This is a genomic window from Lentzea xinjiangensis (assembly GCF_900110955.1).
Classification (GTDB): Bacteria; Actinomycetota; Actinomycetes; order Mycobacteriales; family Pseudonocardiaceae; genus Lentzea; species Lentzea xinjiangensis.
Window position 1 is genome coordinate 55,652 of the sequence record NZ_FOFR01000019.1, and the last position, 25,419, is coordinate 81,070.

Here is a 25,419-nt window from a genome sequence, read left to right on the forward strand (position 1 = left end):
CACCTGCCCGGCCGCTCATCGGTGAACAGGTCGACCACAGCCGCACTCGACGCTGCGGCAGGGGATGCACGGCCGGGTGCTCTTAGCACGGACCTGGTCGCGGTAGTCGTCGCGGTCCTGGCCCCACTGGCGTCGAGCCGATCGGAGCTGTGTCGGCGGAGTTCTGCGTCGCTCGCCCACTGCGGCGAACCCTGTGGTTCATGCGTCTGGGCACGCTCTGGGCGCATGAACCACAGGTTCGGCCGGTGCGCAACGGAATGAGGCAGCAGCAGGTGGGGAACGATCGTCGTGCCCATGACGGGTTGGACGTCGTGGTGGTTGCGCGGCACGGTTGTGACCGTGCCGCGCGGCTTCTGCGTCCGCGAGGCGGCGACTCCGACCGTGGAGGCTGCGATGATGTCAACGGCCAGGTAGCTCTCGCCTGCCCGTTCAACGACCCGAAGGTCCAGAACTGGCTCCGGCGTATGAGCAGGTGCGCGAGCTCCTGACGCTGGTCCTGGCCCACCGCCCTACGGCGAATCCGCGTGGCTGGTCACCCGCTACGCGGATGCCCGGCTCGTCCTGGGCGACCCGCGCTTAGTACGACAACGACAGGTTGTTATGCGGGTTCGTGTTCTGGTAGTTGATCTCTGTGTCGGTGGAGTTGGTGGCGGGTTGGTCTGCGGGCTTCGATGCGTTCTTGGGTCGGTTCGCGGGTCGGTTCCCGCGTGTTGAGTCGCGGCGGCGTATGCGTTGGTATGTCAGCGGTTTGCTGTCCGAGGTGGAGCGGAAGAACGGCTGGACGTTGGCGGAGGCCGCTGGTGACGCCGGTCCGGAGGGCATGCAGCGGTTGCTGAACTTCTGCGCCTGGGATACCGATGGGATGCGTGATGATGTGCGAGCCGCGGTGGTCGAGGCGATAGGCGATGCCGGGAACGGTGTGCTGATCGTGGACGAGACGGGATTTTTGAAGAAGGGCACCAAGTCCGCCGGGGTGGGCCGTCAGTATTCGGGGACGGCGGGGCGGATCGAGAACTCGCAGATCGGGGTGTTCCTGGCCTATGCCTCGCCGCGCGGGCGGGCGTTGATCGACCGGGAGTTGTACCTGCCGAAGGACTGGGCCGAGGACCGGGAGCGGTGTCGTGCGGCGGGAATCGGTGACGAGGTCGGGTTCGCGACCAAGCAGATGCTCGCCCGGCGCATGATTGAACGTGCGCTGCAGGCGGAGGTGCCGTTTGGGTGGGTGACCGCGGACGAGGTCTACGGCAACGACACGATGTTCCGGCTGTGGCTGGAGAATCTGGACGTGCCGCATGTCGTGGCTGTGCAGAGGAACGCGGTGGCGGTGTCGTTCGAGTTGTTCAAGGTCCGCGTCCATCGCTTGATCGCCGAGCTGCCCGGCACGGCGTGGGAACGGCTCGCGGCCGGTGTGGGTGCGAAGGGTCCGCGGATGGCGGACTGGGCCGCGGTCGACATCCGTCCGCTGCGCAAACCGGGTTGGGGTCATTGGCTGTTGGCCAGGCGGAGCGTCTCCGATTCGTCCGATATCGCCTACTACATCTGTTTCGGTCCGGCCGACACCACTCTGCGGCGCCTGGTGGAGATCGCGGGAGCGCGGTGGGCGGTCGAGGAGTGCTTCCAGACCGCGAATAACGAGACCGGGCTGGACCACTACCAGGTCCGCGGCTACCAGGCCTGGTATCGGCACGTCACACTGTCCATGACCGCACTGGCCTTTTTGGTGATCACCCGTGAGATCGCCAAAAAGGGGGATCCGCATCCGGCGCTGCCCATCCGCTGATCCCGTTGTCGGTCAACGAGGTTCGCCGACTGTGGAACCGGCTCGTCGCCCGCCTTGCCCACACCGTGGATCACGTCCTGCACTGGTCGACATGGCGACGAACAAGCCAAACCCGTGCCCGGATCAGCCACCACAGAAAGCGCGGGTATCACGACCTGTCGTTGTCGTACTAAGGCGAGCTCTATGAATCCGGGCACGCTCAGCCGGGCCGATACCTGTGGGGATCGGCGCGCGCAGCCGGCGCGGAACGCGTCCTGCACGTCGCCATCACCGCTCATGCTGGCTTCCCGGACACCACAGCCGCACCGGAGAGCGTGCCGTCGACCCACTGGACGAACTTCAGCGGCGAGCCGCCGAAATGCACGCGGACACAAGCCTGGATAGCACGCACATCGTGACCAGGCAGGAAGTCCCAATCGGACTTCTCGCCTCAATCGCAGGCGCACGGCCGCAGCAGGAACGCCTTCTCCTCGGGCAGTTCGCAGTAGCTGACAGGATTCTGTGAGCCGTTGGCCACCGGTCCGGCTTGCCGATGTAAGCGTCGTAAACGGAGTGTCCGGCCTGCAGTGGCTGGCTCTCCAGCGCGATCATCGCCGTGCACAGTGACCGCGGTGATCTCGCCGAACGGACGACGGCTTCAGTCGTCGGTGCCGGCAACTTGACCGTCTACCGCACGGTGAGCAGAAGCCTCGCCGGTCCGGGAACACTTCGCGGTGAAGACGGCCGTCGCGGCGACGAGCTGCCAGGTGGTGATCGCGTAGACGGAGCCGCGTTCCTACGTGCCGTTGTCGAACAGCAGGGACGTCCCGGAGGCGGTGGTGACGCCGAGCGCGAGCAGCGAGGTGATGCCGATGCCACCCAACGTGAAACCGGCGAGCCGGGTGAAGCGGGCTACGGCGTGCTGGTGGAGCAGGAAAGCCAAGGCGACGGTGGCCAGGTTGCCGCCGAGGATCGCCATCACCGCACCGATGGGGTGGAGAGCGGCGGTACCGCCGTCCGCCGCTTGCTGACCACTGTGGAAGGTGGCGACCAGGACGTTGCCGACCGCGTGCGCGGCCGCCAGCGCAACGAAAGCAGTACGGCCCCGGCCGGCGGGCAGTGCCCGGGCCGCGAACACCGCGCCGAGCAGGAAGAACAGGCCTTGGTGCAGGAAGCCGAGGTTCATGACCTCCGCCAGCGGCGAGTCGACCGACCGCTCGTTCAGAGGGTCCTTCCGCACGGCGCCGAGATCGCTGATGTAGTTGCGCGCATAGCTGTAGTTCGGGAAAGCGGACGCCGCAACAGCCTCCGACAGCAGGTACCAGGTACTTCCCAACACCCACAGCGCCGCTGCGGTGATCAACGGCTCGCGTCTCAGCCCACCCGGCCACGCCATCCTGCTCCTCAACCGCACCGATCACCCCCGTTGGAATCGGGCATCGACGGCACCCTGATCGCCGTGCCAACCCGTCCCAGGCGCCGATGGAGGCCGCCTGGGACGAGTCTGCGCCGAAGCGCGCCTAAGGGGTGGGAAGGCACGCTCCGGCGCGTGTGGCTGGCTTGGAGATCAGCGGCGGCCGAGGCCCAAGTCCAGGTCGATGCCCAGGTCCAGGTTCAGGCCGAGCAGGCCGCCCTTCCACGTCTGGAAGGCGCCACAGGCGGCCGGCGAGGTGGCTTCCAGGGGCAGGGACGGGTCCAGGTCGCTGGGCGCGCTGCCGTCGTAGGCGCCGCTGCGGTTGGGGTCGATGCCGTGTACGACCAGTACTGCCGTGCCGTTGCGGATGTTGGTCGCGACGTCGGCGGTCACTGTGATGGTGCGCCGGTAGTTGTAGGAGGTGCCGTCGGGCGTCGGGAAGCGGTCGATGGCCAGGCCGCTGGCGGGGCTGGTGTCGCCGTTGGTGGTCAACGAGGTGCCGATGTGGCCGTAGAAGGGGTGGCCTTCGATGGTGTTGACGATGCCGTCACCGCTGGTGTCGGCGCGTTGGGTGGGGCAACGCCCCTGTGCGCCGATGTGGATGTGCTGCGCGTGCGGGGCGTCGGCGAGCACGCCGCGCACCCGGAAGGCGATGTCGACCTGGTTGCCGCGCAGGACAAGAGCTCCCTGCCCGAAAGCGCCGCTGTGATTGAGCTGCCGAAGCTGCACCTTGGCCACCGTGGTGCCACCGTCACGCCCGGATCCGGTGCCGTGATCGCCCTCGTGAGCCGAGGCCACCGCGGGCGAGGCGAGAGCCATCCCCAGCGCGAGCGCAGGAACCGCCGCACGCAGTGCCTTCGTCTTGAACGCTGTCATCGTTCGTTCCTTCCACAGGTGGATCGAAACGATCTGCCTTACAGAGTGCGTTCGGCGCCGAGCCCGCTCCAGATTGCCCCCAACCACGAGATAACCCGCCACCGCGGACGCCGCAGCGGGAGGACGGAGCTGTACCCACGGCCCGATGTTTGCCAGTCCCACACACGGGAACTCGGCTCGGGAACTGCCTGATCGGGCCGAGCAGGCGACCGGCCAGTAAATCCCGGCCTCAATGAAAGTGGGAACGGCAATGAACGTTCTGGGTGCCGTGGGCGTAGGACTGGCCGCGGGTCTAGTTGGCACGGCCGTGCTGACGATCTCTGAGACGGTCGAGGCGCGGCTGACGAAGCGTGAGGACAGCACTGTGCCCGGGCAAGTCGGGGCGAAGTTGTCCGGGCGTGGGGAAAACCCCGTAGTCGTGAAGCGGTTGAACGGGCCGGTGCACTGGGCGCACGGAATTACCTTGGGCGCGGTACGTGGTCTGATCGGACTTACCCCGCTGGGGCCGGTGTCGGCCACGATCGCGCACTATGCCGTGGTGTGGGGTGGCGACGTGCTGCTCTACCGCAGTCTCGGCATCGCTGAGTGGCCGTCGAAGTGGCAACGCCGGGAGCTGGTCACGGACCTGTTTCACAAGGGCGTCTACGCCGTCGCCACGGGGGTGGCATTCGAGTCGCTGCGACCCGCGGTCTCCTGACGGCAGGAACCGCTGTCGGATCACAGCCACGACTGTGCGCCGACAACGGCTCGAGCCAAGGGCCGCACCTGGTGACAGCACCTCACGCGAGGACGGCAGTACGAGCAGACGAGCGTCGTCGGCCTGCGGGAACTTCGGGATCACGGGAAGACCGGCGATGCGAGCGACGCCGCGTACAGCAACGGGCGTCATTCCGGCCCGGTCGGCGACGGTGGCAACGCTGAGACATGGGCCGTGTGCTGTAACAACGTGACAGCGATCTGGGTGGGACCGCATCAGCCAGTCCCACCCAGATCGTAATCGCGCCGTACATGCAAGCACTGTGCACTCGCGGCTGGCCTGGGTCTGACGACGGTGTCCGCGTCAGGAGGGCGGGTACGGGGTGTCGCGCAGCAGACGGGCGAGGTGGGCGGCGTTGGCCGCGAGGGTCTTCGTGGCGGCGCCGGTGGTGTCGGGTTTGGGGCCGGCCCGGTCGTAGTCCAGGGTCTGCATCGCTTCGCCGACCCAGTAGGTGCCGCCCGCCGCGGGGATGGTGAACCCGACGTCGTTGAGCGCTTGAAAGACCTCGGCGGTGACGTGATGGGCCCCGTCCTCGTTGCCGACCACACCCAGGACCGCGACCTTGCCGTAGGTGCTCAGGCGTCCGGCGTCGTCGGTTTCCGACAGCTCCGCGTCCAGCCGTTCGAGCACCATCTTGCACACGCTCGACGGCTGCCCCATCCAGATCGGGGTGGCGATCACCAGGATGTCGGCCGCCATGATCCGCTCGTGCAACCCCGGCCAGCCGTCACCGTCGCCCTCGTCGAGGCTCACCCCGAACCGCACGTCGTGATCCACCACCCGGACCAGATCGCCGTCGACATCGTGATCGGCCAACGCGGCGAGAATCTCCCGCGCGATCAACTCCGAACTCGACCCGGCAGGCGACTTCTTCAACGAGCAACACAGCGCGAATGCGCGCAACGACATCTCAGGCCTCCATGAACGTAGGTCTCGATCGTGTCATCGACTCGACCGGTACGCCTGTCGACGAGCCTGGGGGATCTCGGTCTCGTGTTCCGGAGTACGGCGACCTGCGGCGGGGCGGGCTGAGCTACACGGCGAACACGAAGCACATGACCGACCGTCCCGGTGGTGGCCTAGGAAAGCGTGCCGGGCGCGCGGCCACGCAAAGACCTGCCCACTCGGTTTCACGGCACACGGTCGCGACACCGGCCGTGCGGGTGTCGGTTGTGACGGGCACGACCGGTGACGTCATGTGCTGTCCGGTGTCGGTCAGGGGCGGGCGTTGATCAGCGTGGCGTAGGCCACGATGTTGTCGCGATAGCTGCTGCGTGAGCTGTCGAATTCGCCGCCGCAGGTGATGAGGCGAAGACCTGCGTGGTCGATCGCCCCGTAGACCTCGTCGGTCGGGAACGCATCCTTCGGGTACTGCTGCACCGATGTCACGGCGAACGTGGCGGTGCTGTCGTCCTCGCGACGGACTTCGATCTGGTCGCCCGGCCGGAGGGCTCCGAGCCGGTGGAACACGCCGGGTTCGCCCTTCCAGTCGACGTGGCCCGCGATGACCGCCGGCCCCAGCGCACCGGGGGTCGGGGCGCCGGTGTACCAGCCGGCGTCTTCGCCGTTGACGGGAACTTCCATCGCGCCGTCGTTCTGCAGACCCAGGTCCACCAGCTGGGAGGACACCGCCAAGGCGGGAATGGTGATCTCGACCGGAGTGGCCGAGTCCATCAGCGGCCCCGTGGTCAAGGCGCGAGGTGCCTCGGGTGACGGCTGTGCTCGCGTCGAGGTGGTCGAGGTGGTTGATGTCGGTGGCGCGGCGGCTTGCCCGGCCGGTGCCGGCGGTGCCGCCGGACGGGCCAGCAGACCGAGCAGTAGCAGCACGACACCGATCACGGCGAGGCCGACGGCCGCCACCACGCCCCGGTGGGCGCGGCGACGGTCGCCGGAGGCTTGCAGGGTCATCACAGGGTGTCTCTGCTACTGCCGGCTGGTGCGTCGGCGCACCAGCGCCATCCCGGCCGCGCCGAGCAGCACGAGCCCGCCGGAGAGCAGCAGTGCCTGCCTGCCGGTGTCTGCGCTCGGACCGGATCCGGTCTCGACACCGCCGACCGGCACCGAGCCTGGAGCCGCGCCGGAGACCATGCCGCAGGTGGCCGGGTTGGTCGCCTCCTCCGGGATACCGTTGACCCCCAGCGACTTGGCGAAGGTCGACTCGCCGAGAGCTTCCATGTCGTAGGTGCCGTTGCCGTTGACGTCGATGCCGTGCTGCACGACATGCAGGTCCTTGAGGTGTTCGATGGTGCCGGCGGGCAACGCGCTCGCCTCGATGGTGCGCTCGTAGGTCAGCACGCCCTGGGCGTTGGCCATGGGCATGCGGTCCACCGCCAAGCCGCTGGCCTTGGTTGTGTCGCCCTGCGTGGTCAGCGAGACGAAGATGTCGCCGTAGGCGGGCAGACCTTCCTCGGTGTTGACGAACCCGTCGCCGTCGGCGTCAGCGGACTTGGTCGGGCACATGAAGTCGTGGCCCGACGCCGATCCGTGGATGTGCTGGGCGTGCGGCGAGTTGGGGGTCATCCCGCTCGCTTTGATCGACACCGTCAGCGCACCGCCGGCGGCCGGCGTCAGGGTGGCGGTGCCGGTGGCGCCGGTGCCGTTGAGGTCCTGCAACTGGATCTGGACCGCTTCCTGCTGGGCATGGGCGACAGGGCCGAACATCAACGCCAACCCCACCGCAGGCACTGCCAATAGAGCGTTTCGTGACTTCATCGTCGAAGTACCTTCCGATCGCTCGAGTCTGATACAGGTAGTTCGTCGTCGTCGGCGGATCGGTTCGGAGCAAAGACGGCAGGCACCCGGCCGGCGCCGCGACAACGCCTGGGCGCCAACCAACCCGACCGGAGCATCGAGTCGGGCAACCTTGGGGCGCTCCGCTCTCCCGCGCAGGGACGACCGGAGCGGCGGTACCACCCTGTTTCCGGCCACGCCGCCTGCGTCCGTGGCGCCGGGCACGTGCGCGTGAACACGGCAAGGCCGCTTTCGGGCGGACCGGCCGGCTCCGGCACGGGGAAAGTTGAAACTCTGCAGGAAGCGCGGCGGTTCGAGGAAGCCACGGAAGGACTGCACGCGTTCGGCGACGCGGCGGCCGGCGAGGGCGAAGATCAGCAGCGGGATGGCGGCGCCGACGGCGAACGTGAGCGTGAGGATGACGCAGATCCACGGCCACCACTCCTGACCCAGGCGTCGTGGAACGGGCGCTCTGGGTGCCGCCGGAGAAAAAGATGACGGGCAAACAAATAACGGAGTGCTCATGTGGCAGAAGTGCCTGCGACATAGAGGAGTGAGTCGCAGTGACTGTCGACTGTGGATGGTGGCTTTCCGGCGCGGTATCTGCCCTGTTCGCGCGTGATCCGCAATCTCGTTGTAACAGATCGATAACCAGACCCATCCGTTCTCCGAGGGGCGGCGAATCACGAGCAACAACCTCCCCCGTTCACTCCTTGGAGATGTCCGTCATGAACAAGACCGTCCGCAACACCGCTCTCGCCATCGGCACCGCTTCACTCGCGCTGTTCGGCGCGGCGTGCGGTTCGGGTGACATGGCCAGCAGCAGCTCCAGTACCGCGCCCACCTCGGCGACCTCGATGGCGCCGTCGTCCTCAGTGATGGCCGACCCGGCCTCGAACCTCGTCGGTCCCGGTTGTGCCGACTACGCGAAGCAGGTTCCGTCCGGTTCTGGCTCGGTGTCGGGCATGGCCGCTGACCCGGTCGCCGTCGCCGCGAGCAACAACCCGCTGCTGACCACGCTGGTGAGCGCGGTGTCGGGCAAGTTGAACCCGAAGGTGAACCTGGTCTCGACGCTCAACGGTGCTGAGTTCACGGTGTTCGCGCCGGTCGACTCGGCGTTCGCGAAGATCGACGCCGCGACGATCGAGAAGCTCAAGACCGACGACGCGCTGCTGACCAAGATCCTCACGTACCACGTCGTCCCGGGCCAGATCTCGCCCGACAAGATCGCTGGCGACCAGAAGTCCGTGCAGACCCGGCACTGTGAAGGTCACCGGTTCCGGCAACGCGATCAAGGTCAATGACGCCAACGTGATCTGCGGTGGCGTGAAGACCGCCAACGCCACCGTCTACCTCATCGACTCGGTCCTGATGCCCGCCTGACATCTCCAGGGCAGCAGTACCGCGACTCCGGGAACCGCGCTGTACAGGCGGTTTCCGGAGTCTTCATGTCTGCCGGTCGTCTGGGGGTTGTTGCTTGTGGACGGTCACGATCCCGTCGGAGGTGAAGATCGCGTGGTTCACCGGTTCGCGGATGACGACCACGATGAGGGTGTCGGGGTTGAGTGGCCGGACCGCTCTCGTGATCAGGAACGCGTTGAGGTCGTCCGGGACCGCGACGATGACACGATCGGCGATGTCGGCTGCAGCTTCGTCGAGAGCACATCTGTCTCGCCCATCACCGACCACCGCGGCGACACCGTTGGCCGTTGCCTCGACGGCGGCGAGAAAGTCGATGTCCAACACGGTCAGCCGCGCGTCCGACTGTGATGCCAGCACGGAGTTCACGGCGCTGCGTCCGGTGTCGCCGTAGCCGATGACGAGAATGTGATCGGTCACAACCGGGATTCGGCTTGCTGCTCGAACCGGATTGCGTCCGATTCAGCGAAGAGCGATGGTGAGAACCCGAGAGCCGGTCGGGCTCGGGGAACCGCCCGCCAGCTCGACGGTGAGAACGGCTTCGCCGGCCCCCTCGATCCCGCTCACGAACAATGAAGTTACATTGCCCGCCGGACGCGCGATGCCCGCTGATCGCGAACCGTGGTCGTCGATCAACCACAACTGGTAGACGCGGTCGCGCGACAGCGTGTGCAGGCCGTGTGCCAGGAAGAGCATCTCGTTGCGGCCGGGCGACATCGCCGCGGTAGCCGCCGGCTCTCCTGTCGTGACGAGCCGCAGGTCCGGCGCCGCCAGCAGATCACCGATCTGCGTGCGAGGAGAGGCGGCCACAGGAGTGATCGCTGACGTGGTCGCTGCGCCGTACGCACCGCCCACCGCCGCAGCGACCACGCAGGCAGCCGAGATGAGCATCGCGGCGCGTCGAAAGCTCTGGCGCGGCGGAAGAACTCTCTCGAGCTGAGGGGTCGGCGGCACCTGCCTCGCGCGCCGGATCGCGCGCAGCACCTCTGGCCGAAGGGCTGCGGGGACGACGTGGCCCACGGCGCTGCCAAGTCGGGCCGCGGTCTCAGCCAGTCCGGCCATCTCGGCCGTGCAGCCCGGGCATCTGTTCAAGTGTGCTTCGAACTCGGCTCGCTCGGAGTCTGGCAGCGCGCCGAGCGCGTGAGCACCGGTCAGCAGGTGCGGATTGGTCGCACGTGTCTCTCCCGGTTTCACGCATCCTCTTCGTATCCGCTGGCTGATCGGATTGCACACCACCTGTTCATGGCGAGCCTCATTGTCCCGATAGGACTGTCTTCGTAGGTAGGTTCACATGAGCGCAGGGCCGCAGCACTGATCAGCAATTCGCCTATCACTTCTGCGGCCCGCGCGCGGCTTTGAGAGCGGCTCACCCAATTGGTGTGACACACGACGGGCTCCGGTCGCTGTATCGGTTCTGTCAGTTCAGTTTGCGGGTGTCGGAGGGTAGGCCGCCGCCCGAGTAGACGTCCTCGGCGAGCTTGGCCAAGGCGGTGAGTGCGACGTTCTGGCTCCACGGCCCGTAGGACACGCGCGAGATGCCGAGCTTTTGTGCTGTGGCCAGGGGGATCGAGCCGGGGATGCCGATCAGGTTGACCTTGCGTTCGCCCAGCCCTTCGACCAGCCGCTCGACCTGTGTGGTGTCGAGCTTGCCAGGGACGAAGACGTTCGAGGCCCCCGCGTCGAGGTAGGCGCGGCCACGGGCGATCGCGTCCGTCAACACGTCCTCGGGGTCGCGGTCACCTGCTTTGACAAATGCATCGGTGCGGGCGTTGAGCACGAAGTCGACCCCGGCGGCCTGTGCGGCGGCGACCGCGGCCTCGACAGCCCGCACCGACTCGTCGAGCGGCTTCATCTGGTCTTCGAGGTTGGCGCCCACCGCACCGACGTCGATGGCCCTCGCGATGGTGCCGCCCGGGTCGTCGTAGCCGGCTTCCAGATCGGCACTGACCGGCAGGTCACCGGCTACGCGCACGATCAGCGCGATCTCGGCGATCATCTCGTCACGAGGGATCTTCTCGCCATCCGGATAGCCGCGGACGCCGCGATGCCATGGCTCGGCGTGGCCAGCGCCTGAGTGCCGGGCGCCTCGGCGATCACTTTCGCGGTGATCGCATCCCAAACGTTGACGACGAGCAACAGCTCCGGTGCCGCGTGCAGGGCCTGAAGGCGCGTGGCCTTGTCTGCCGTTGAGGTCATGTCAGCCTTTCTACAGTCACTTGGCCGGACGCGTCGGCTTGAGCGACCAGGGCGGCGTTGCGGCTGCGGTGGCGTTGGTGGACTTCACCGGATCGCCTGTGTGGTCCACATCGCGTTTGGCATAACGAGACCGCTCATGGCCAGTACTGCCCGTCGCCGATGGCCAGCGAGGAGAGCTGATCGGAGTCAAAGGACTCACCTACGAGCGCCTTAACGCGAATTTGACAACGATGATTCGGAACGCGTTCGCGCCTGGATTTGTGATCACTGTGCGTTGACGCGGTCGGGTAGATGACGTGTCGCAAAGTAGTCAAAAATACATGTTTCGAACTTTTTCACCTCGCTGATCTGCGACAACAGAAAACTTCCACTTTCGAGTGAACCGGCGCGGGAGTGGCTCCGAATAAGAGCATGTACGGGTGCTGATTCGTCGGAAGGGGGTGATTACATGAAGACGACGTGCTCTACAACGCTAAGGCGCACACTGGGTATAGCCGGCTTTCTCATCGGTTTCGGTCTGCTCTCGGCGGGAGTCGCGAGCGCTGATGAGGGCGACTCGCCCGGCTTGCTGGGTGGGGTTGGCGCGCTCATCTCCCCGGTGACCGACGTGGTGGCACCGGTGGCACAGCAGGTGGCGCCGGTGACGAGAGGTGTTGCGGCGGTGACCGATCCGGTGCTCAAGCCGGTTTTGAAGGCCGCCGCGCCGGTGACCGAACCGCTGCTGGCACCGCTCGCACCGGTCGTTGACACCGTGGTGCGGCCCTTGAACCCGGTGCTGGATTCACTTCAGCCCGTCACGGCGCCGCTGCTCGCCCCTGTGGTGGGCACGGTGCAGGACGTGCCGGTGGTGCCGCGGATTGCGGAACCGTTGGTGACACAGCGATCCGCTCCGGCGGATGTTCCGCAGCCGGCTCCTGTGCTCGAGGTTCCCGTTGGCGTGCCTGCGGTTCCTGAGGCGCCGTGGACGCCGGTCATCGCGCCGGATGCCTACGCTGTGGCGCTGCCAGACCGAGTCGCGGTGGCGATGTTCGATCAGCAGCAACAGATCTCCGCATCTGATGTGGTGCCACCGGCCGAGGCGCCGCTTCCACCGTCACCTGACGTGCCGTTCGCTTTGCCCGGCACGATGGGATCGGTGTCGTCGAGTGGATCGACGAGTCCCGCTGTCTCGGATCTCCCCGCGGGTTCAGGAGTTCGTCCGGACAACGGATCGCTTGTGGTGAGTGCAGATCACCAGGTCTACGGGTCGTGGTGCTACTACTACGGCCGAAGTCATCCCAGTTGATCAGTCCTGACAACCAAGCCGACAGATCACCAAGCTTGTTTGACAGGAAGGTTCGACAATGCACAGCTCTGTGCGACGCGGTCTGATGGCCGCAGTGTTCTCGGGAGGCTTCCTCCTGGCCGGCTCGGCAATCGCAAGCGCTGACACGGGCGGCAACGGCCTGCTCGGCGGCGTCGGCGATGTCGTGCACTCGGTCGTGAACGGTGGCAACGGCGGTAACGCGGGCAACGGCGGTAACTCGGGCAAGGGCGGCAACGCCACTAGCTCGAACAACGCCACGACCGGCAACTCGGGCAACTCCGGGAACTCCGGCGCCACCGGTGGCAACAGCGCCTACGGCGTCTGCGTGCTCGCCAAGTGCAACACCCAGGTGAGCTCGGGCAACTCCGGGAACACGGGCGCGACGGGTTCGACCGGCGACGCCTCCAACCACAGCAACACGGTGGGCGGCAAGTCCGGTGCGGCAGGCAACGGTGGCGACGCCACCGCGGCTGGTCGTTCGCAGAACACGAACGCGACCGCGGGCAACGGCGGTAACTCGGGCGACGGCGGCAACGCCACCAGCTCGAACAACGCCAAGTCCGGCAACTCCGGTAACTCGGGCAACTCGGGTGCCACCGGCGGCAATAGCGCCTACGGCCTGTGCGTGCTAGCCGAGTGCAACACCCACGTCACCTCAGGCGACTCGGGCAACACCGGTGCGACGGGTTCGACCGGTGACGCCTCCAACCACAGCAACACCGTGGGCGGAAACTCGGGTCCCGCCGGTGACGGCGGTGACGCGGCGGTCGTGAGCAAGAACCAGAAGTGGAACAACCACGGCAGGTCTGGTTCGGCTGAGGCGACCGCGGGCAACGGCGGTAACTCGGGCAAGGGCGGCAACGCCTCCAGCTCGAACAACGCCAGGACCGGCAGTTCGGGCAACTCCGGGAACTCGGGCGACACCGGCGGCAACAAGGCCGTTGTCCGCTCGATCGGCTCGGACAAGGGCCACGGCAAGTCCTGGAACAGCACCAAGTCCTGGACCACCGTCACCTCGGGTGACTCGGGTGACACCGGCGCGACGGGTTCGACCGGTGACGCGTCCAACCACAGCAACACCGTGGGCGGCAACTCCGGCCCGGCCGGCGACGGCGGCAACGCCTGGGCCGTGACCGAGCAGGGCAAGTCCTGGAACCACGGCAAGTGGAGCCACCGCAACAACAACTCCGGCTCCACGGACGCCACCGCGGGCAACGGCGGTAACTCGGGCAACGGCGGCAATGCCACCAGCTCGAACAACGCCACGACCGGCAACTCGGGCAACTCCGGGAACTCGGGCGACACCGGCGGCAACACGGCAGTGGTGAAGTCCGAGAACAAGAAGAACAGCTGGAACAACCACGGCTGGAAGCACGACGGCTGGAAGAACAGCTGGAAGCACGACAGCTGGAAGCACAACAGCTGGAAGAACCACGGCACCAAGTCCTGGACTGAGGTCACCTCGGGCAACTCCGGTGACACCGGCGCCACTGGTTCGACCGGCGACGCCTCCAACCACAGCAACACGGTCAGTGGCCACTCCGGTCCGGCGGGCGACGGCGGCAACGCCAAGTCCTGGACGCACGGGAAGCACTCCGTGAAGGCGTGACCACGAGGTGATCACAAAGGGCGGGGCCGGTGGAAACCGGCCCCGCCTTTCACATGCGAGCTGGAAACGTCAGCGCCGCGAGAACGTCGAGGCCAGCGTGATCATGCCGGTGGCGTCGCGCACGACGAAGCCGGACGCGTCCGAGCGCAGCACTGAGCTGTTCAGGTTGCAGTGCATGAGGTTTGCGCCGGTGCCGATGAACGAGCCTGCGGAGACTTCGGCGCCGTCGTTGCCGGTGACGGAGACCTGGTAGGTCTGCCCGGAGGCGAATCCCTGTCCGTCGAGTTTGATCTCCACTCCCCAGATGTGCGGGACGATGGACGCCTCCGCGGTCACTCCCGGAGCCTGCTGGACGAGCGCGACCGGTTCGAGTGGTGCGGCAGGGCGCAGGTACCACCAGGCCGCGCCCGCGATCACCACCGCGGCAGCGGCGGTGAGCAGAAACGTCGTACGCGTCCGCCGTCCGCGCCTGGCATCGATCCGCCGCACGACCAGCTCTTCTAGATGCGCGGGCACGGTGACGTTGTCGGCGTTCACGCCGGCCAGCGCGCGTGCCACAGGAGCGAGCTTGGCGACCTCGCCCTGACATTCCGCGCAGTCGTCGAGATGGTCCAGCACCGCCGCGAGCTCAGACCCCTCAAGGTGGTTCAGGACGTAGGCGCCAAGCAGTTCGGTTCGCCTCCGGTGCACGAAGTCGTTCACAGCCGCACCCCCATCTCCTCCATTGCCAGCCGCAGCGCCTTCAAGCCGAAGAAGACCCGGCTGCGCAGCGTCACCTGCGACACGCCCACCTCGGCGGCGACGTCCCGGTAGGACCGGCCGCGTAGATAGGTCTCCACGAGCGCCACGCGGTGGTTGTCGCTGATCCTCAGCAGCGCTTCCTCCACTAGGCGCTGATCGAGCACCGCGTCGGCGAAGTCGGAGATGTTCGTGGGCGGGTTTGCTGCCACCGCGTGGAGTCGCCGGTTGTGCCGGGCCCGCGCCCGCGCTTCGTCGATGACGACGTTGCGGGCGATCGCGAACAGCCACACGCGCAGGCTCGCCCGGCTCGGATCGAACCGTTCGGCGGACCGCCAGGCTCTCAGGAACACCTCCTGCACGGCTTCCTCCGCTGCCTGACCGTCCCCGAGCTGCCGGAGCGCGAAGCGATAGATCTCCGGGCCGTGCGCGGCGTAGACCTCCCGGAGGTCCAGATCCCCCCGCTTGCCAGTGATCGCCATGAGCTCCCCGTCGTCGCTCCTGAAAGCCAGTTCGGCGCCGAGGAGGGGTCGGATGGGTCTGAATTTGTTTTGTTGGCGCTTCAACATCGGCCATGGACGTTGCCGTATGCACCCGTGTTCCGCGTTCACAGCCCTGGGAGAAACCATGCGCATCGCTCGCACGACCGCCATCGCCGCAGCGGCAGCACTGCTCGCCGGTGTCCTCGGCGCGGCGCCGGCCTCGGCGTCCAGCGACCGGCTCCGCGTCCACCTGCTCACCGACGACGGCGTGCTCAGCACCCGGACCTGGGCGTCCCCGCTGTTCGCCCAGCACCGCGTCCGCGTCACCGGCCTGAAGGCCCACGAGCGGCTCGTCGGCATCGACGTGCGGCCTGCCACCGGCGTGCTCTACGCGATCGGGCGCTCCGGCCAGCTCTACACCCTCGACATCCGCACCGGCCGCGCCACCGCCGTCGGTGTCCCGATCACGCTCAACGGTACGGCGGTCGGCTTCGACTTCAACCCGGCCGTGGACCGCATCCGTCTGGTCACCTCGACCGGCCAGAACCTGCGTCTGGTCCCCGACACGGGCGCACTCGCCGCCACGGACGGCCTGCTCGCCTACGCGCCGGGCGACCGCGATGCAAGCTCCACGCCCAAGGTGTCTGCCGCCGGCTATACGAACAGCGTCGTCGGCGCGACGTCCACCACTCTCTACGACCTTGACAGCCGCAAGGACACGCTCGTTACCCAGGGCACCGGGGCTGGTGTCACCCCGGTCGTCTCGCCGAACACCGGTCAGCTGTTCACCGTTGGCAAGCTCGGTGTCGACGTCGACAAGGCCAACGGCTTCGACATCGCCACCGTCAACGGCCGACACCACGCACTCGCCGCCGTGCGGCCGAGCCTGTCGTTGCTGGGCGGGTCGCTGCTGGTGAAGATCAACCTGGAGACCGGCCGAGCCTCGGTCGTCGGACTCGCGGGCGGCGAGGTCGTCGGCGTCGCGTTCGCGAAGTAGCTGTCGAACTCCAGGAACAGCGCCACGACGCTGTTCGTGGAGTTCATCGGCTCGCGAAGGCCTGACGCAGGAACTCCAGCACGACGAAGCGCGCGGTCTGGGCGGAGATCGAGCGCCAGATCAGGTCGAAGCAGTGGTCGGCGCGCTTGAGAGCGACGAGCGTCGGGAGTTCCGGCGCCACCATGTACGGAGTGATCGTCTCCAGTGGAACCCACTGGTCGCGTGCCCCGGTGACGACACAGACGTGCGCGGGCGCGGACTCGACATGGGCGATGGGCGAACTCCACTCCCAGCGCTCCGCCACCTCGTGCGGTGTACCGCCGAGGAAATCCACCAGCGGAGACACCTCCCGACCGGCCCGGCTGATGCGCTTGCGGCGCAAGGCGTCGTAGAGCGACAGCAGATCTACCGGCCCGTACACCGACACGACCGCGCGGGGCCGCGGTTGTTCACCGAGACTCGCGGCGAGCAACGCCAGGTGTCCGCCCGCGGACGAACCGAACAACGCGATCCGATCCGGATCGACACCGAGTTCGTCGGCGTGCGTTTCCACCCAGCGCACCGCGTCGATCACGTCGAAGGGAGCGACGTCCCAGCGTGCCGGGGGACCCAGCCGGTAACTGATGCAGACCGCGCGATAACCGTTGTCCGCCAACCAGTTCGCGTACGCGCGCAACTGCCGCCAGTTCCCGCCCGCCCAACCTCCGCCATGCACGAGCACGACCGCGGGCCCTGTCTCCGTGCGATCGGCGGGATGCCAGACGCCAAGCGGAAGACGTGCGCCGTCCCGTGAGACGAGCTCGTGCGTTTCCGGCGCACGCGCGCGAAGGAACCCGGTGAGGTCGAAGAGTGCGGCGAACAACGACGGGCGCGCACCCATCGCTAGTGCTTGTCCCCACTGCGCTCCAGCCACGCAGACCTGTGCGCCTGCGGTGACCGCCGCAATGACCGCGAAGACGAGATATCCGTTGAACACGGCCACGACCGCCATCGCTGTAGCGAGAAGGGCCAGGGGAGGGGCCAGGCTCAGCGTCAGAGCGGTCGCGGGCTGATTCGGATGACAGCAGACACGACTGAACCCGGTGGGTGTGGCGCGCCGATGCTGGCTCCGTGAGCCGTTGGAGGCCAGCGGCGGCGGCATTCCCTCCTAGCGGTAGGTGATCTCGGTACGTGCCGCCGCCCTGGCCGGACCTCGGGGAGGGCACCACCCTGCGCGAGATCGTTGTGCGGAGGGCCGGACTTTGGGCGGGAGTACCAAAGGATGGGAGCAGTGCTGACCTGCGGTTTCGTATCGACAATCTAGTAGTCGAGTCGCGTTTCGAGTTGTCGTCGCATTCGTGACGGCCATCTGGGGCGGGACAACTGGCCCGCCCCAGATGGCAGGGTCGCCTGTCAGGCGGCCCGCGAGACGTCTTACGCCGCTTGTGTCCAGCAGTTGCCTTGGCGATCGCGCTTGCCGTGCTTCGTGTTCGTCCTGATCATGCCGCGCGGCGTGGCCCTTCGTAAGATCGGTGACAGGGACGGGTGCGGATTTCTCAGTGAGGTGTTCAGTGACTGCGAGCGAGACGGCGTCGACGGCCAGCGTTCAGACCAGCGACCGCGACGGCGTGCTTGTCGCGGTGATCAGCGGCGAACTGGACATGGTCACCGTTGATGCGATCGGAACTGCCCTGTTCGATCACTTGGGCAGTCATCCGGGCGGCTTGGTGGTGGAGTTGGCCGTGGATTTCATGGGCTCGTCGGCGTTGTCGATGCTGCTGGAGCTGTACGGGCGGGCACAGCGCGAGGGAGTGGGATTTGCCGTCGTTGCCGTGCAGCCTGCGGCGGTACGGCCCATGATGGCCAGCGCTCTGGGCCAAGTGCTGCCGGTATGTCAGTCGGTGGACGATGCCTTGAAGTTGATCCAAGAGGGGCGGGAGTCGGGTCAGCAGTCCGTTTAGTGATCCTGCGGTGGCGCAAGCCTGGACCAGTCGGTGCGGTGCTCCTGGTTCGCGACGGCCACGTTGCCCGCCTCAGTCTCCTCGTCCGGATCGACGACGGTGCCGCGTTCGGCAGCGGGTAGCTTGAACCAGCCTGAGCACCCGTTGACGCACGGGTGGTTCATCTCGGTCAAGGTCAGCGCGTCGTCAGGACCGGTCACCGGTTGTTGCCAGGTCATCGTGCCTGTGTCGCCGCACAGGTCGCAGGACGGATCTTGCTCCACGCGGTTCAGCGTGCCTCACAGTTCGACAAAATCCGAATCGTATCGCTGGAACGGGCTAACAACGACCTGCGTGCTCCGTTGATACTGCCGGCGTATGCGACGCATTACCGGGTACATGGTGGGGTGCCGCACCGGGGGTGCCCATCGGCACCAGGAGGCCGTGGCCCGCATCGAGGGCAGCGCGATGACCAGTCGGTTCTTTCAACACACACGCGTGCCCACCTTGCTGCAGACCGAGGCCTACCGGCTCGCGGTCCATGGAAACACGCCGGCGCGGGAGCAGGAAGCTGTGATCAACGCGCTGCAGGTTCGCCGCAGCCACATGGACGACCTCGGCAAGCGCTTCGTGTTCGTGCTCACCGAGGCCGTATTGCGCTGGCGGATGGGGCCTGCAGAACTGATGTGCGGGCAGCTCGACCATCTGGTCGAGATGTCACGACGACCGAGCGTGCTGCTCGGCGTAGTGCCGTGGTCGGTGAACATGGTCACGGTCGCCCCAGCGGTTTCCACGTATATGACGAACGTGTCGTCACGTTGAGCGTCCTGACCGGTAATGCCACCATCATCGACCCGCACGATGTAAGTGAATACCTCGCGATGTTCGCACGACTGGAACGGCTCGCGGTGCGCGGCGAGATACTGAAGGACTTGCTGGACCAGATCGCCAGAGACCACCGCAACCTCGGCTAACGATCATCCTATTCAGGCGCGGCGTGCCGACACGCGGGCCGCCGCCCGCTTGGGGCAGAACAAATCTGGACGTGTCGTGAACATTCGATCACACATGCCAAATAGGCAGGTAGTGAAAGGCTGGCCGACTGCCGCTTTGGCGGCGATCGCTCACCGGTACTTACTCATCACCAACCGCGAAGGAGTCGGTAACGATGCCCAACAGCGAGTCTGCCAAACGAACGGCTCTGGCTCGTAGTCGGTGGTGATGTGGAGTAGTTGCTCGCGATCATGATCTTGTGATGGCTGTCGATTCCCTTATGGGGGCTGTGTTCTCCGGTGCCAACCGAGTCACCGGCATCGCGCATAACGGCACCCAGGCCACAGGCGTCGCACCGTTCCAGCGGATGGGCGGCTTCCGCCGTGAGAGCTCAGGACGCTTCCTGACGGATCGCTCTCAGAACTGGTCGATGTTCCGACATGATCCTGCTGTGCACGGTCCTGCTGTTGCTCGTCGTAGCCACCAACCGTAGCCATGCCTCCCGGACTATCCATCCGGTCGTGAGCGATGGGTGGCGAGTGATGCCGGTGAGCCGGGAAGTCGGACCCGGTGTGCAGCGGTCCGGTCACCGACGCGGCCGTCCCGGGCGCCGATGGAGGGCGCCCGGGACGGGTTGGGCGCGGGAGCGCGGCTAAGGGGTAAGAGGACGCGCTCCCACATGTGTGGGAGGCTCGGGGGGTCAGCGGCGGCCGAGTCCCAAACCGAGGTCGATGCCCAGGTCCAGGCCGAGGCCCAGGCCGAGGTCACCGCCCTGCCAGGTGCGGAACGGGCCGCAGGCGGCCGGCGAGGTGGCCTCCAGGGGCAGGGACGGGTCCAGATCGCTGGGTGCGCTGCCGTCGTAGACGCCGCTGCGGTTGGGGTCGATGCCGTGTACGACCAGCACTGCCTTGCCGTTGCGGATGTTGTTCGCGACGTCGGGGGTCACCGTGATGCTGCGCCGGTACTTGTAGGAGTTGCCGTCCGGGGTCGGGAAGCGGTCGACGGCCAGGCCGCTGGCGGGGCTGGTGTCACCGTTGGTGGTCAGCGAGGTCCCGATGTGGCCGTAGAACGGGTGGCCTTCGGTGGTGTTGACGATGCCGTCACCGCTGGTGTCGGCGCGCTGGGTGGGGCATCGGCCCTGTGCCGATGTGGATGTGCTGTGCGTGCGGGGCGTCGGCGAGCACGCCGCGCACCCGGAAGGCGATGTCGACCTGGTTGCCGCGCAGGACAAGAGCTCCCTGCCCGAAAGCGCCGCTGTGATTGAGCTGCCGAAGCTGCACCTTGGCCACCGTGGTGCCACCGTCACGCCCGCCATCGCTGCCGTGGTCACCCTCGTGTGCCGAAGCCACTGCGGGCATCGCGAGCGCGAGTCCGAGCGTGAGCACCGGAACCGCCGCACGAGCAGCCTTGGTTGTGAACGCTGTCATCGTTCGTTCCTTCCTGAAGGGGTCGAAACGATCTGCCCTTGCAGGTGGCATTCGGCGTCCACTCCCATGCGGATTGCCCTCACCACGCAGTAACCTGATGATCCCGACGCCACGACGGGACGACGCACCTACTTCACCTCATCGGGTGATCTGTCGACAGCGTGAGTCCGAAGCCCGTCGTTGCTGGCTGACCAGCCTCGACGCGCGGGACTTGCCGACCAGTCGGCTATTGCGCACCGAGCGATCCGGAACGGCAGGAGCGCAGTCTTGGTTATCCGGGTTCTTCGAAGCAGGCGTTTGCCGACCTCACCCGATCCGGCACGCGCCTCCGGACCTGGTGTCCTTTGGACCGGACGATGACCCTGACCTGCTGAACAGGTCCGAAGCATCCAGTACGGCCCGGTGGGACTCACGCTGGACCCGGATGTGGCCACATCGTGTAGTCGTGGATCGAATGACGTGCATGCTCCGGGATGACGGCGAGACAGTGGCGGGTTGGTGGCGCAGCCGGTGCATCGCCGACAGCCGCAGCCATGGCGCCCTTCCGGAACGACCGTGGCCACGTTCGCGCAGGACGGTCGTGTCGGTGTCCGCGCCGCATCCGGGCGTGGGCGAGTCGGTGGTCGCCGGAGACCGGTGCGGCGGGAGTTTTGAGTGATCCGCACGGGAGAACCCACTACCGGAGGGTCTACTCGTCTGGAAGGCAGGCTCACATGACCACAGGCCTCACCTCCGCGACACGAGATCCTGCTACCCGGCGCGGCAGCGATTTCGCGCGCTTGACGCAGGAACTCAAGGACGCCGGCCTGTTGGACAGGCGGCGGGGCTACTACGCCCTGAGGATGGCGGTCAACGTCCTGTTGCTCGCGGCGGGCGGCTCGGTGTTCGTGCTGGTGGGTGACTCGTGGTGGCAGGTGCTGACCGCGGTGTTCCTGGCGCTGGTGTTCACCCAGTTCGCGTTTATCGGCCACGACGCCGGGCATCGGCAGATCTTCCGCGGTCGCCGCCGCAACGACCTGGTGGGGCACCTGCACGGCGCCGTCACCGGGATCAGCTACCAGTGGTGGGTGGGCAAGCACAACCGCCACCACGCCAACCCCAACCACGAGGACGAGGATCCGGACATCGAGATCCACGCGATCGCCTTCAGTCGCGAGCAGGCCGGCGACAAGCGGGGCCTGTACCGGTGGATCACCAAGTACCAGGCCTTCCTGTTCTTCCCGCTGCTGCTCGCCGAGGCCGTCGTGCTGCGCCTGTCCGGCCTGCAGGCCCTCCTGCGCGGCGAGCTCAAGCGCCCCTGGCGGGAAGCCGCGCTGCAACTCCTCCCGGCGGCCGCGTACCTGACTGCGGTGTTCTGGGTGCTGTCCCCGCTCAAAGCGGTCGTGTTCATCGCGGTGCACCAGGGCTTGATGGGCGTCTACCTGGGCTGCTCCTTCGCCCCGAACCACAAGGGCATGCCCATCATCGCCCAGGGGCAACGCCTGGACCACCTGCGCAAACAGGTGCTGACCTCCCGCAACGTCACCGGCGGCCGGTGGGTCGACGCGCTGCTGGGCGGCCTGAACCACCAGATCGAGCACCACCTGTTCCCGCACATGCCGCGGCCCAACCTGCGCCGCGCCCAGCCCATCGTCAAGCCTTCTGCGCACGGCACACCATTCCGTACAGCAAGGCGAGCCTGCGCTCCTCCTACGCCCAGGTCCTGCGCCATCTCCACGACGCCGGGGCACCCCTGCGCCGCCGCCGGACCGCGTAGAGCGCTGCCGCCGCGGCGTGTCGCCTTGCTCGGTGCAGGGAAACTTCGCATCCGGGAACTGCACACGGCGCGGGGCACATGCTCCAGCGGCAGCGCCCGGCACTCGCAGACGTGGCCTTGGTCGAGTGCCTGGGCTTCGGTCAGGCCGCTGAGGCGATTCGCGGGCTGGTCGCGATCGCGGTCGGAGTGGCTGTCGACGGGCTCGTGGTGATCCGGGAGTGCGGTGGCGTCGTCGCGGCATCGGCCCGGACCTGGGCTGCTGCCACCCTGTTCCAGGACCAGCACGGCTCGTGAGCCCACACATCGAGGACCGGGCGTCCGTTGTTCGGCCCGTCGTCGACCGCCGCGCCACTTGCCGCCGGTACGACGCGCGCGCTCGCCGTCGGCAACGGGAGCCGGCAATCGGCCGGACAGCCGTCTCGTGTCGTCGGCCGTCACGGAAGCGATACGACTTGGCCGGGCAAGTTCACCCATAGGTGTGACAACCGCTTCTCGGATTTCTCCGAAGTCAGGATGACTGGGGTGCAAAAGCTGCTTGTAGTGCTGGAGGCGACTGAAGACCGTAGCTACCCGCGCGTTCGACCGTAGCGGCCGTTATCGGGACGATGTGTGTGCTCGATCGCAGATCGTCATTCCGGCTGTGTCCCCAGGCTGGCGTTCGACCTGGGGCGCCGTCGGTGACTGACCACCCGGACCCCGTCCCCACGGTGTCGTCCGATCCCGGTGGGGTGCTTTTCGTGCTGGTGGAGCCGACCGGAAAGCTGGTGCGGCGCAGGGTGTCCGGCCGGGTGGTGGACGACGGGTGGGGCGGGAACTTCCAGCCGGAGCTGTGGGCGGCGGTCGCCGCCGCGGTGGATCCGCACCGGGGCCTGGTCAACGGCGTGGCGTTGGTGGAGGGGATGTGGGCGAAGGTGGTCGACGTCTCCGAGGACGCCGCCGCGCTGCTGTCCGACCTGTACCCGCCCAACCCGGTCGCTTGGACGATGCTGACCGCGCTCGGGCACCCGGCGCGGCGCTGGTTCGGCACGATCGCCCTGCTGGGCACCGAGAACGAGGACGGCGTCACCGCGTCCCTCACACCGGACCAGCTCGACCTGATCTCCATGCCCACCGCAAGGCCCTTCAACCCCGCCAGTGACCCGCACGGCGCGCCCGGCCCGCTCGTGCGGGGCGAACCCGTCGCGCAGCCCGACGGCCTCCCGCCGGCGGTCGCGTCCCTGGCCTCAGACCGCGGGTGACCGGCACGCGCCGGAGGACGCCGGTGGGGCCACCGCAGCAGGGTGCGCAGTTGTTCCAGTGCGGCGTGTACCCGGCTATTGACGGTGCCCAGCGGCACGTCCAGGGTGTGCGCGGCCTCCCGGTAGGTCAGGCCGCCGTAGTAGGTCAGCAGGAGCGCCTCGCGGTGGCAGCGGCTCAGTGCCCGGACGCACTCGTGGACGCGGCGGCGTTCGGTGTTGTCGATCACCGACTCGGCCGCCTGGTCGAACGGGCCGGTGTAGTCCCAGGCGGCCACGACGTAATCCCGCTCGGCGCTGCGCTGGGCGCTGCGGACCCGGTCGACCGCACGCCGCCGGGTCAGCGTCATCGCCCAGGTGGTCGCCGTGCCATGGTCGGCCCGGTAGCGCGGTGCGGTGCGCCACAGTTCCAGGAACACCTCCTGGGCGACCTCCTCGGCCTGGGCGTGATCACGCACCACCGCGTGGGCCAGCCCCAGCACCGACGGCGCCAACCGCTGGTAGAGCGCGGCGAAACTATTCCGGTCACCGGCGCCCACCGCGAGCAGCAACTGCTCCTGCGTGGTGGACGGATCCGACAGATCCCGCGCTGCATCCACACCGGGTAATCCTTTCGCACCGTCTGCCCCTCTGCCACTTGTACGGGGACCGATCGCGACCATCGGCCTACCGTCAGTCACCATGCTGGGCGGTCGGCGGGGATGCCGCCGGAGGAGGGGACGTGGGCGAAGAGCATCGATGTCTTCGAGGACGTCGATGCTCGGCTGCCGTCCTATCCCCGCTCAACCCTGCCACCGCGACGATGCCGACCGCACCGGTCCGTCCAGGCCGCCGCTGGTTCGGCACGACCGTCTCGGTCGCCAAGAGCTCGGCACCGAAGACTCCGACGGCATCATCGCCTCGCCCGACCTCGTCGGCTCGACCTGATCGCCCGCGTCCGCCACGAGGCGCTTCGAAACCGCGGATGACCTCCCGGCCGGACCGGTCCAGGGAACAGTCCTGTCGGCGGCACTCCGGCGCGGCACCGCCTCACCGGTCCGGTGGAGCGCGATGGTCACACCGGTGCTGTGCCCGGCGGTGACGGCCGCCGTCGCGGCCGTCGTGGTCGATTCCGACGGCCCGGTTGCCGCGGGTGCGTGTCGACCCTGGCGACGATCGCCGGCCACCCGCCGGTCCAGCCCGCGGAGGCGGACCCGGCGGGCGCACCCCGCGTCACCGGCCAAGAAGGCCGGGGTTCATGTCTGCGGTCGCGTGCGGGGCCGGTGGAGGACCGGCTCCGCGGGGTGGTGTGCCTGTCGCCTGTGGATGCCGGGCGCGCCGGGTCAGTGGTGTGAGGTCGCCCGCGCGTTCGCGGCCTTGCCCAGCACGAGCCCGACGGCGAGCATCCCGAGGCCGAGCACGAGGTGCAGCACGTTGTCGGCGGGGTTGAGCGGGACGAAGTTCGCCGGGCTGTCGTGGCCGATGACGAGCCCGTAGACGGTCAGAGCGAGGTAGATCGCGCCGCCGCCGATCAGGAACCACCGCGCGGCGTCGACGGTGCGTGCGGCGAGGACGCCGGCCACGCCGAAGAGCAGGTGCACGATGTTGTGCAGGACGCTGATCTGGAACAGACCCAGTAGGTGGGCCTCGGACTGGTGCCCGGCGAAGGCGAGCTCACCGAACTGGGTGGTGATGCCGGGGACGAACCCGAGCACACCGACGAGGGCGAATACCGCGCCGGTGAGCAGTGCGGCGGTCTGGACGGGGTGGCGGTTCTTCATCATCTCTCCTGGTAGGGGTGACGCGGTGACTCACGGTCGGGAGCTG

At 67.5% G+C, this 25,419-nt stretch carries 23 protein-coding genes and 4 pseudogenes; 12 read left to right on the forward strand and 15 right to left on the reverse strand.

The features are described from left to right. Positions 1 to 631 precede the first annotated feature (631 nt). Complete coding sequence (locus BMW88_RS31450; RefSeq protein ID WP_089957820.1) at positions 632 to 1,780, forward strand: IS701 family transposase; 1,149 nt, start codon at positions 632 to 634, stop codon at positions 1,778 to 1,780. Between the two features lie 775 nt (positions 1,781 to 2,555). On the opposite strand, the gene BMW88_RS31455 is transcribed toward BMW88_RS31450, so the two are convergent. Next, positions 2,556 to 3,155: a DUF998 domain-containing protein gene (locus BMW88_RS31455; protein ID WP_089957823.1), complete on the reverse strand. Its 600-nt coding sequence runs from the start codon at positions 3,153 to 3,155 to the stop codon at positions 2,556 to 2,558. A gap of 171 nt (positions 3,156 to 3,326) precedes the next feature. After that, positions 3,327 to 4,151 carry a hypothetical protein gene (locus BMW88_RS31460; protein WP_177221506.1) on the reverse strand — a complete coding sequence of 275 codons (825 nt, stop codon included), beginning with the start codon at positions 4,149 to 4,151 and terminating at the stop codon, positions 3,327 to 3,329. A 148-nt stretch (positions 4,152 to 4,299) separates the two neighbouring features. Here BMW88_RS31460 and BMW88_RS31465 point away from each other — a divergent pair, with 148 nt between their 5' ends. Next, positions 4,300 to 4,746 (forward strand): hypothetical protein, encoded by a 447-nt coding sequence (locus BMW88_RS31465; RefSeq protein ID WP_089957826.1) that lies wholly within the window; start codon positions 4,300 to 4,302, stop codon positions 4,744 to 4,746. 363 nt (positions 4,747 to 5,109) lie between these two features. Here the strand turns inward: BMW88_RS31465 and BMW88_RS31470 are convergent, their stop codons facing one another. From BMW88_RS31470 to BMW88_RS31480, 3 genes are all read right to left on the reverse strand, one after another. Next, positions 5,110 to 5,715 (reverse strand): flavodoxin family protein, encoded by a 606-nt coding sequence (locus BMW88_RS31470; protein ID WP_089957829.1) that lies wholly within the window; start codon positions 5,713 to 5,715, stop codon positions 5,110 to 5,112. Positions 5,716 to 6,021: 306 nt separating this feature from the next. Then, positions 6,022 to 6,666, reverse strand: coding sequence for a class F sortase (locus BMW88_RS31475; protein WP_245778182.1), 645 nt, complete (start codon positions 6,664 to 6,666; stop codon positions 6,022 to 6,024). Positions 6,667 to 6,729: 63 nt separating this feature from the next. Beyond that, entirely contained in the window at positions 6,730 to 7,467 is a 738-nt protein-coding gene (locus BMW88_RS31480; RefSeq protein ID WP_218148270.1) for a hypothetical protein, read from the reverse strand. A 1,034-nt stretch (positions 7,468 to 8,501) separates the two neighbouring features. Between BMW88_RS31480 and BMW88_RS43635 the strand changes: the two are divergent. Beyond that, a pseudogene (locus tag BMW88_RS43635) lies at positions 8,502 to 8,919 on the forward strand (fasciclin domain-containing protein). 63 nt (positions 8,920 to 8,982) lie between these two features. Here BMW88_RS43635 and BMW88_RS31490 read toward each other — a convergent pair. From BMW88_RS31490 to BMW88_RS31500, 3 genes and pseudogenes are all read right to left on the reverse strand, one after another. Further along, on the reverse strand, positions 8,983 to 9,375 hold the full coding sequence (locus BMW88_RS31490; protein WP_281249473.1) for an NAD-binding protein: 393 nt from the start codon (positions 9,373 to 9,375) through the stop codon (positions 8,983 to 8,985). 42 nt (positions 9,376 to 9,417) lie between these two features. Beyond that, the gene (locus BMW88_RS31495; RefSeq protein WP_177221508.1) at positions 9,418 to 10,149 is read right to left on the reverse strand and encodes an anti-sigma factor; all 732 of its coding nucleotides are present in this window, start codon (positions 10,147 to 10,149) and stop codon (positions 9,418 to 9,420) included. Between the two features lie 223 nt (positions 10,150 to 10,372). Beyond that, positions 10,373 to 11,151, reverse strand: a pseudogene (locus BMW88_RS31500) (isocitrate lyase/PEP mutase family protein). 448 nt (positions 11,152 to 11,599) lie between these two features. On the opposite strand from BMW88_RS31500, the gene BMW88_RS41270 reads away from it, so the two are divergent. Together BMW88_RS41270 and BMW88_RS31510 are read left to right on the forward strand one after the other, a co-directional pair. After that, positions 11,600 to 12,436: a hypothetical protein gene (locus tag BMW88_RS41270; protein WP_143116359.1), complete on the forward strand. Its 837-nt coding sequence runs from the start codon at positions 11,600 to 11,602 to the stop codon at positions 12,434 to 12,436. 85 nt (positions 12,437 to 12,521) lie between these two features. Then, positions 12,522 to 14,066 carry a serine-rich family protein gene (locus BMW88_RS31510; RefSeq protein ID WP_177221509.1) on the forward strand — a complete coding sequence of 515 codons (1,545 nt, stop codon included), beginning with the start codon at positions 12,522 to 12,524 and terminating at the stop codon, positions 14,064 to 14,066. Between the two features lie 69 nt (positions 14,067 to 14,135). On the opposite strand, the gene BMW88_RS31515 is transcribed toward BMW88_RS31510, so the two are convergent. Together BMW88_RS31515 and BMW88_RS31520 are read right to left on the reverse strand one after the other, a co-directional pair. Further along, positions 14,136 to 14,768 carry an anti-sigma factor family protein gene (locus BMW88_RS31515; RefSeq protein ID WP_245778185.1) on the reverse strand — a complete coding sequence of 211 codons (633 nt, stop codon included), beginning with the start codon at positions 14,766 to 14,768 and terminating at the stop codon, positions 14,136 to 14,138. After that, the gene (locus BMW88_RS31520) at positions 14,765 to 15,373 is read right to left on the reverse strand and encodes a sigma-70 family RNA polymerase sigma factor (RefSeq protein WP_245778186.1); all 609 of its coding nucleotides are present in this window, start codon (positions 15,371 to 15,373) and stop codon (positions 14,765 to 14,767) included. The genes BMW88_RS31515 and BMW88_RS31520 overlap by 4 nt, the downstream gene beginning before the upstream one ends. A gap of 58 nt (positions 15,374 to 15,431) precedes the next feature. Between BMW88_RS31520 and BMW88_RS31525 the strand changes: the two genes are divergently transcribed. Further along, entirely contained in the window at positions 15,432 to 16,283 is an 852-nt protein-coding gene (locus BMW88_RS31525) for a DUF4394 domain-containing protein (protein WP_089957849.1), read from the forward strand. Positions 16,284 to 16,326: 43 nt separating this feature from the next. Here BMW88_RS31525 and BMW88_RS31530 read toward each other — a convergent pair whose 3' ends face one another. After that, positions 16,327 to 17,274, reverse strand: a complete 948-nt coding sequence (locus BMW88_RS31530) for an alpha/beta hydrolase (RefSeq protein ID WP_177221510.1) — start codon at positions 17,272 to 17,274, stop codon at positions 16,327 to 16,329. 559 nt (positions 17,275 to 17,833) lie between these two features. Here BMW88_RS31530 and BMW88_RS31535 point away from each other — a divergent pair. Continuing rightward, positions 17,834 to 18,223 (forward strand): STAS domain-containing protein, encoded by a 390-nt coding sequence (locus BMW88_RS31535; protein ID WP_177221511.1) that lies wholly within the window; start codon positions 17,834 to 17,836, stop codon positions 18,221 to 18,223. Here the strand turns inward: BMW88_RS31535 and BMW88_RS31540 are convergent. Next, the gene (locus BMW88_RS31540; RefSeq protein WP_089957858.1) at positions 18,220 to 18,486 is read right to left on the reverse strand and encodes a hypothetical protein; all 267 of its coding nucleotides are present in this window, start codon (positions 18,484 to 18,486) and stop codon (positions 18,220 to 18,222) included. The two genes, BMW88_RS31535 and BMW88_RS31540, sit on opposite strands and share 4 nt — an antisense overlap. A 160-nt stretch (positions 18,487 to 18,646) precedes the next feature. On the opposite strand from BMW88_RS31540, the gene BMW88_RS31545 reads away from it, so the two are divergent. Together BMW88_RS31545 and BMW88_RS42345 are read left to right on the forward strand one after the other, a co-directional pair. Further along, positions 18,647 to 19,024, forward strand: coding sequence for a Scr1 family TA system antitoxin-like transcriptional regulator (locus tag BMW88_RS31545; protein ID WP_143116360.1), 378 nt, complete (start codon positions 18,647 to 18,649; stop codon positions 19,022 to 19,024). Beyond that, positions 19,021 to 19,176, forward strand: a complete 156-nt coding sequence (locus BMW88_RS42345; RefSeq protein WP_177221512.1) for a hypothetical protein — start codon at positions 19,021 to 19,023, stop codon at positions 19,174 to 19,176. The genes BMW88_RS31545 and BMW88_RS42345 overlap by 4 nt, the downstream gene beginning before the upstream one ends. 719 nt (positions 19,177 to 19,895) lie before the next feature. On the opposite strand, the gene BMW88_RS42350 is transcribed toward BMW88_RS42345, so the two are convergent. Continuing rightward, positions 19,896 to 20,426, reverse strand: a complete 531-nt coding sequence (locus tag BMW88_RS42350; RefSeq protein WP_089957863.1) for a hypothetical protein — start codon at positions 20,424 to 20,426, stop codon at positions 19,896 to 19,898. A gap of 909 nt (positions 20,427 to 21,335) precedes the next feature. Here BMW88_RS42350 and BMW88_RS31555 point away from each other — a divergent pair. The 3 genes and pseudogenes from BMW88_RS31555 (at position 21,336) to BMW88_RS43645 (ending at position 23,616) form a co-directional block, all read left to right on the forward strand. After that, positions 21,336 to 22,378: pseudogene (locus tag BMW88_RS31555) on the forward strand (fatty acid desaturase family protein). Between the two features lie 111 nt (positions 22,379 to 22,489). Further along, positions 22,490 to 22,672, forward strand: coding sequence for a hypothetical protein (locus tag BMW88_RS31560; RefSeq protein ID WP_143116363.1), 183 nt, complete (start codon positions 22,490 to 22,492; stop codon positions 22,670 to 22,672). A gap of 383 nt (positions 22,673 to 23,055) precedes the next feature. Continuing rightward, positions 23,056 to 23,616 carry a hypothetical protein gene (locus BMW88_RS43645; RefSeq protein ID WP_177221494.1) on the forward strand — a complete coding sequence of 187 codons (561 nt, stop codon included), beginning with the start codon at positions 23,056 to 23,058 and terminating at the stop codon, positions 23,614 to 23,616. A 50-nt stretch (positions 23,617 to 23,666) separates the two neighbouring features. Here the strand turns inward: BMW88_RS43645 and BMW88_RS43650 are convergent. Next, positions 23,667 to 24,296 (reverse strand): annotated as a pseudogene (locus BMW88_RS43650) (sigma-70 family RNA polymerase sigma factor); the annotation flags it as partial. 639 nt (positions 24,297 to 24,935) lie between these two features. Then, entirely contained in the window at positions 24,936 to 25,373 is a 438-nt protein-coding gene (locus BMW88_RS31570; protein ID WP_218148272.1) for a DUF4383 domain-containing protein, read from the reverse strand. Positions 25,374 to 25,419: the final 46 nt, after the last annotated feature.

Bases quoted from the DNA above. Each gene is read 5' to 3' on its own strand.
- BMW88_RS31455 (WP_089957823.1), bottom strand. From the start codon at position 3,155: ATGGCGTGGCCGGGTGGGCTGAGACGCGAGCCGTTGATCACCGCAGCG.
- BMW88_RS31465 (WP_089957826.1), top strand. From the start codon at position 4,300: ATGAACGTTCTGGGTGCCGTGGGCGTAGGACTGGCCGCGGGTCTAGTT.
- BMW88_RS31470 (WP_089957829.1), bottom strand. From the start codon at position 5,715: ATGTCGTTGCGCGCATTCGCGCTGTGTTGCTCGTTGAAGAAGTCGCCT.
- BMW88_RS31480 (WP_218148270.1), bottom strand. From the start codon at position 7,467: ATGTTCGGCCCTGTCGCCCATGCCCAGCAGGAAGCGGTCCAGATCCAG.
- BMW88_RS41270 (WP_143116359.1), top strand. From the start codon at position 11,600: ATGAAGACGACGTGCTCTACAACGCTAAGGCGCACACTGGGTATAGCC.
- BMW88_RS31510 (WP_177221509.1), top strand. From the start codon at position 12,522: ATGGCCGCAGTGTTCTCGGGAGGCTTCCTCCTGGCCGGCTCGGCAATC.
- BMW88_RS31520 (WP_245778186.1), bottom strand. From the start codon at position 15,373: ATGTTGAAGCGCCAACAAAACAAATTCAGACCCATCCGACCCCTCCTC.
- BMW88_RS31525 (WP_089957849.1), top strand. From the start codon at position 15,432: ATGCGCATCGCTCGCACGACCGCCATCGCCGCAGCGGCAGCACTGCTC.
- BMW88_RS31530 (WP_177221510.1), bottom strand. From the start codon at position 17,274: ATGGCGGTCGTGGCCGTGTTCAACGGATATCTCGTCTTCGCGGTCATT.
- BMW88_RS31570 (WP_218148272.1), bottom strand. From the start codon at position 25,373: ATGAAGAACCGCCACCCCGTCCAGACCGCCGCACTGCTCACCGGCGCG.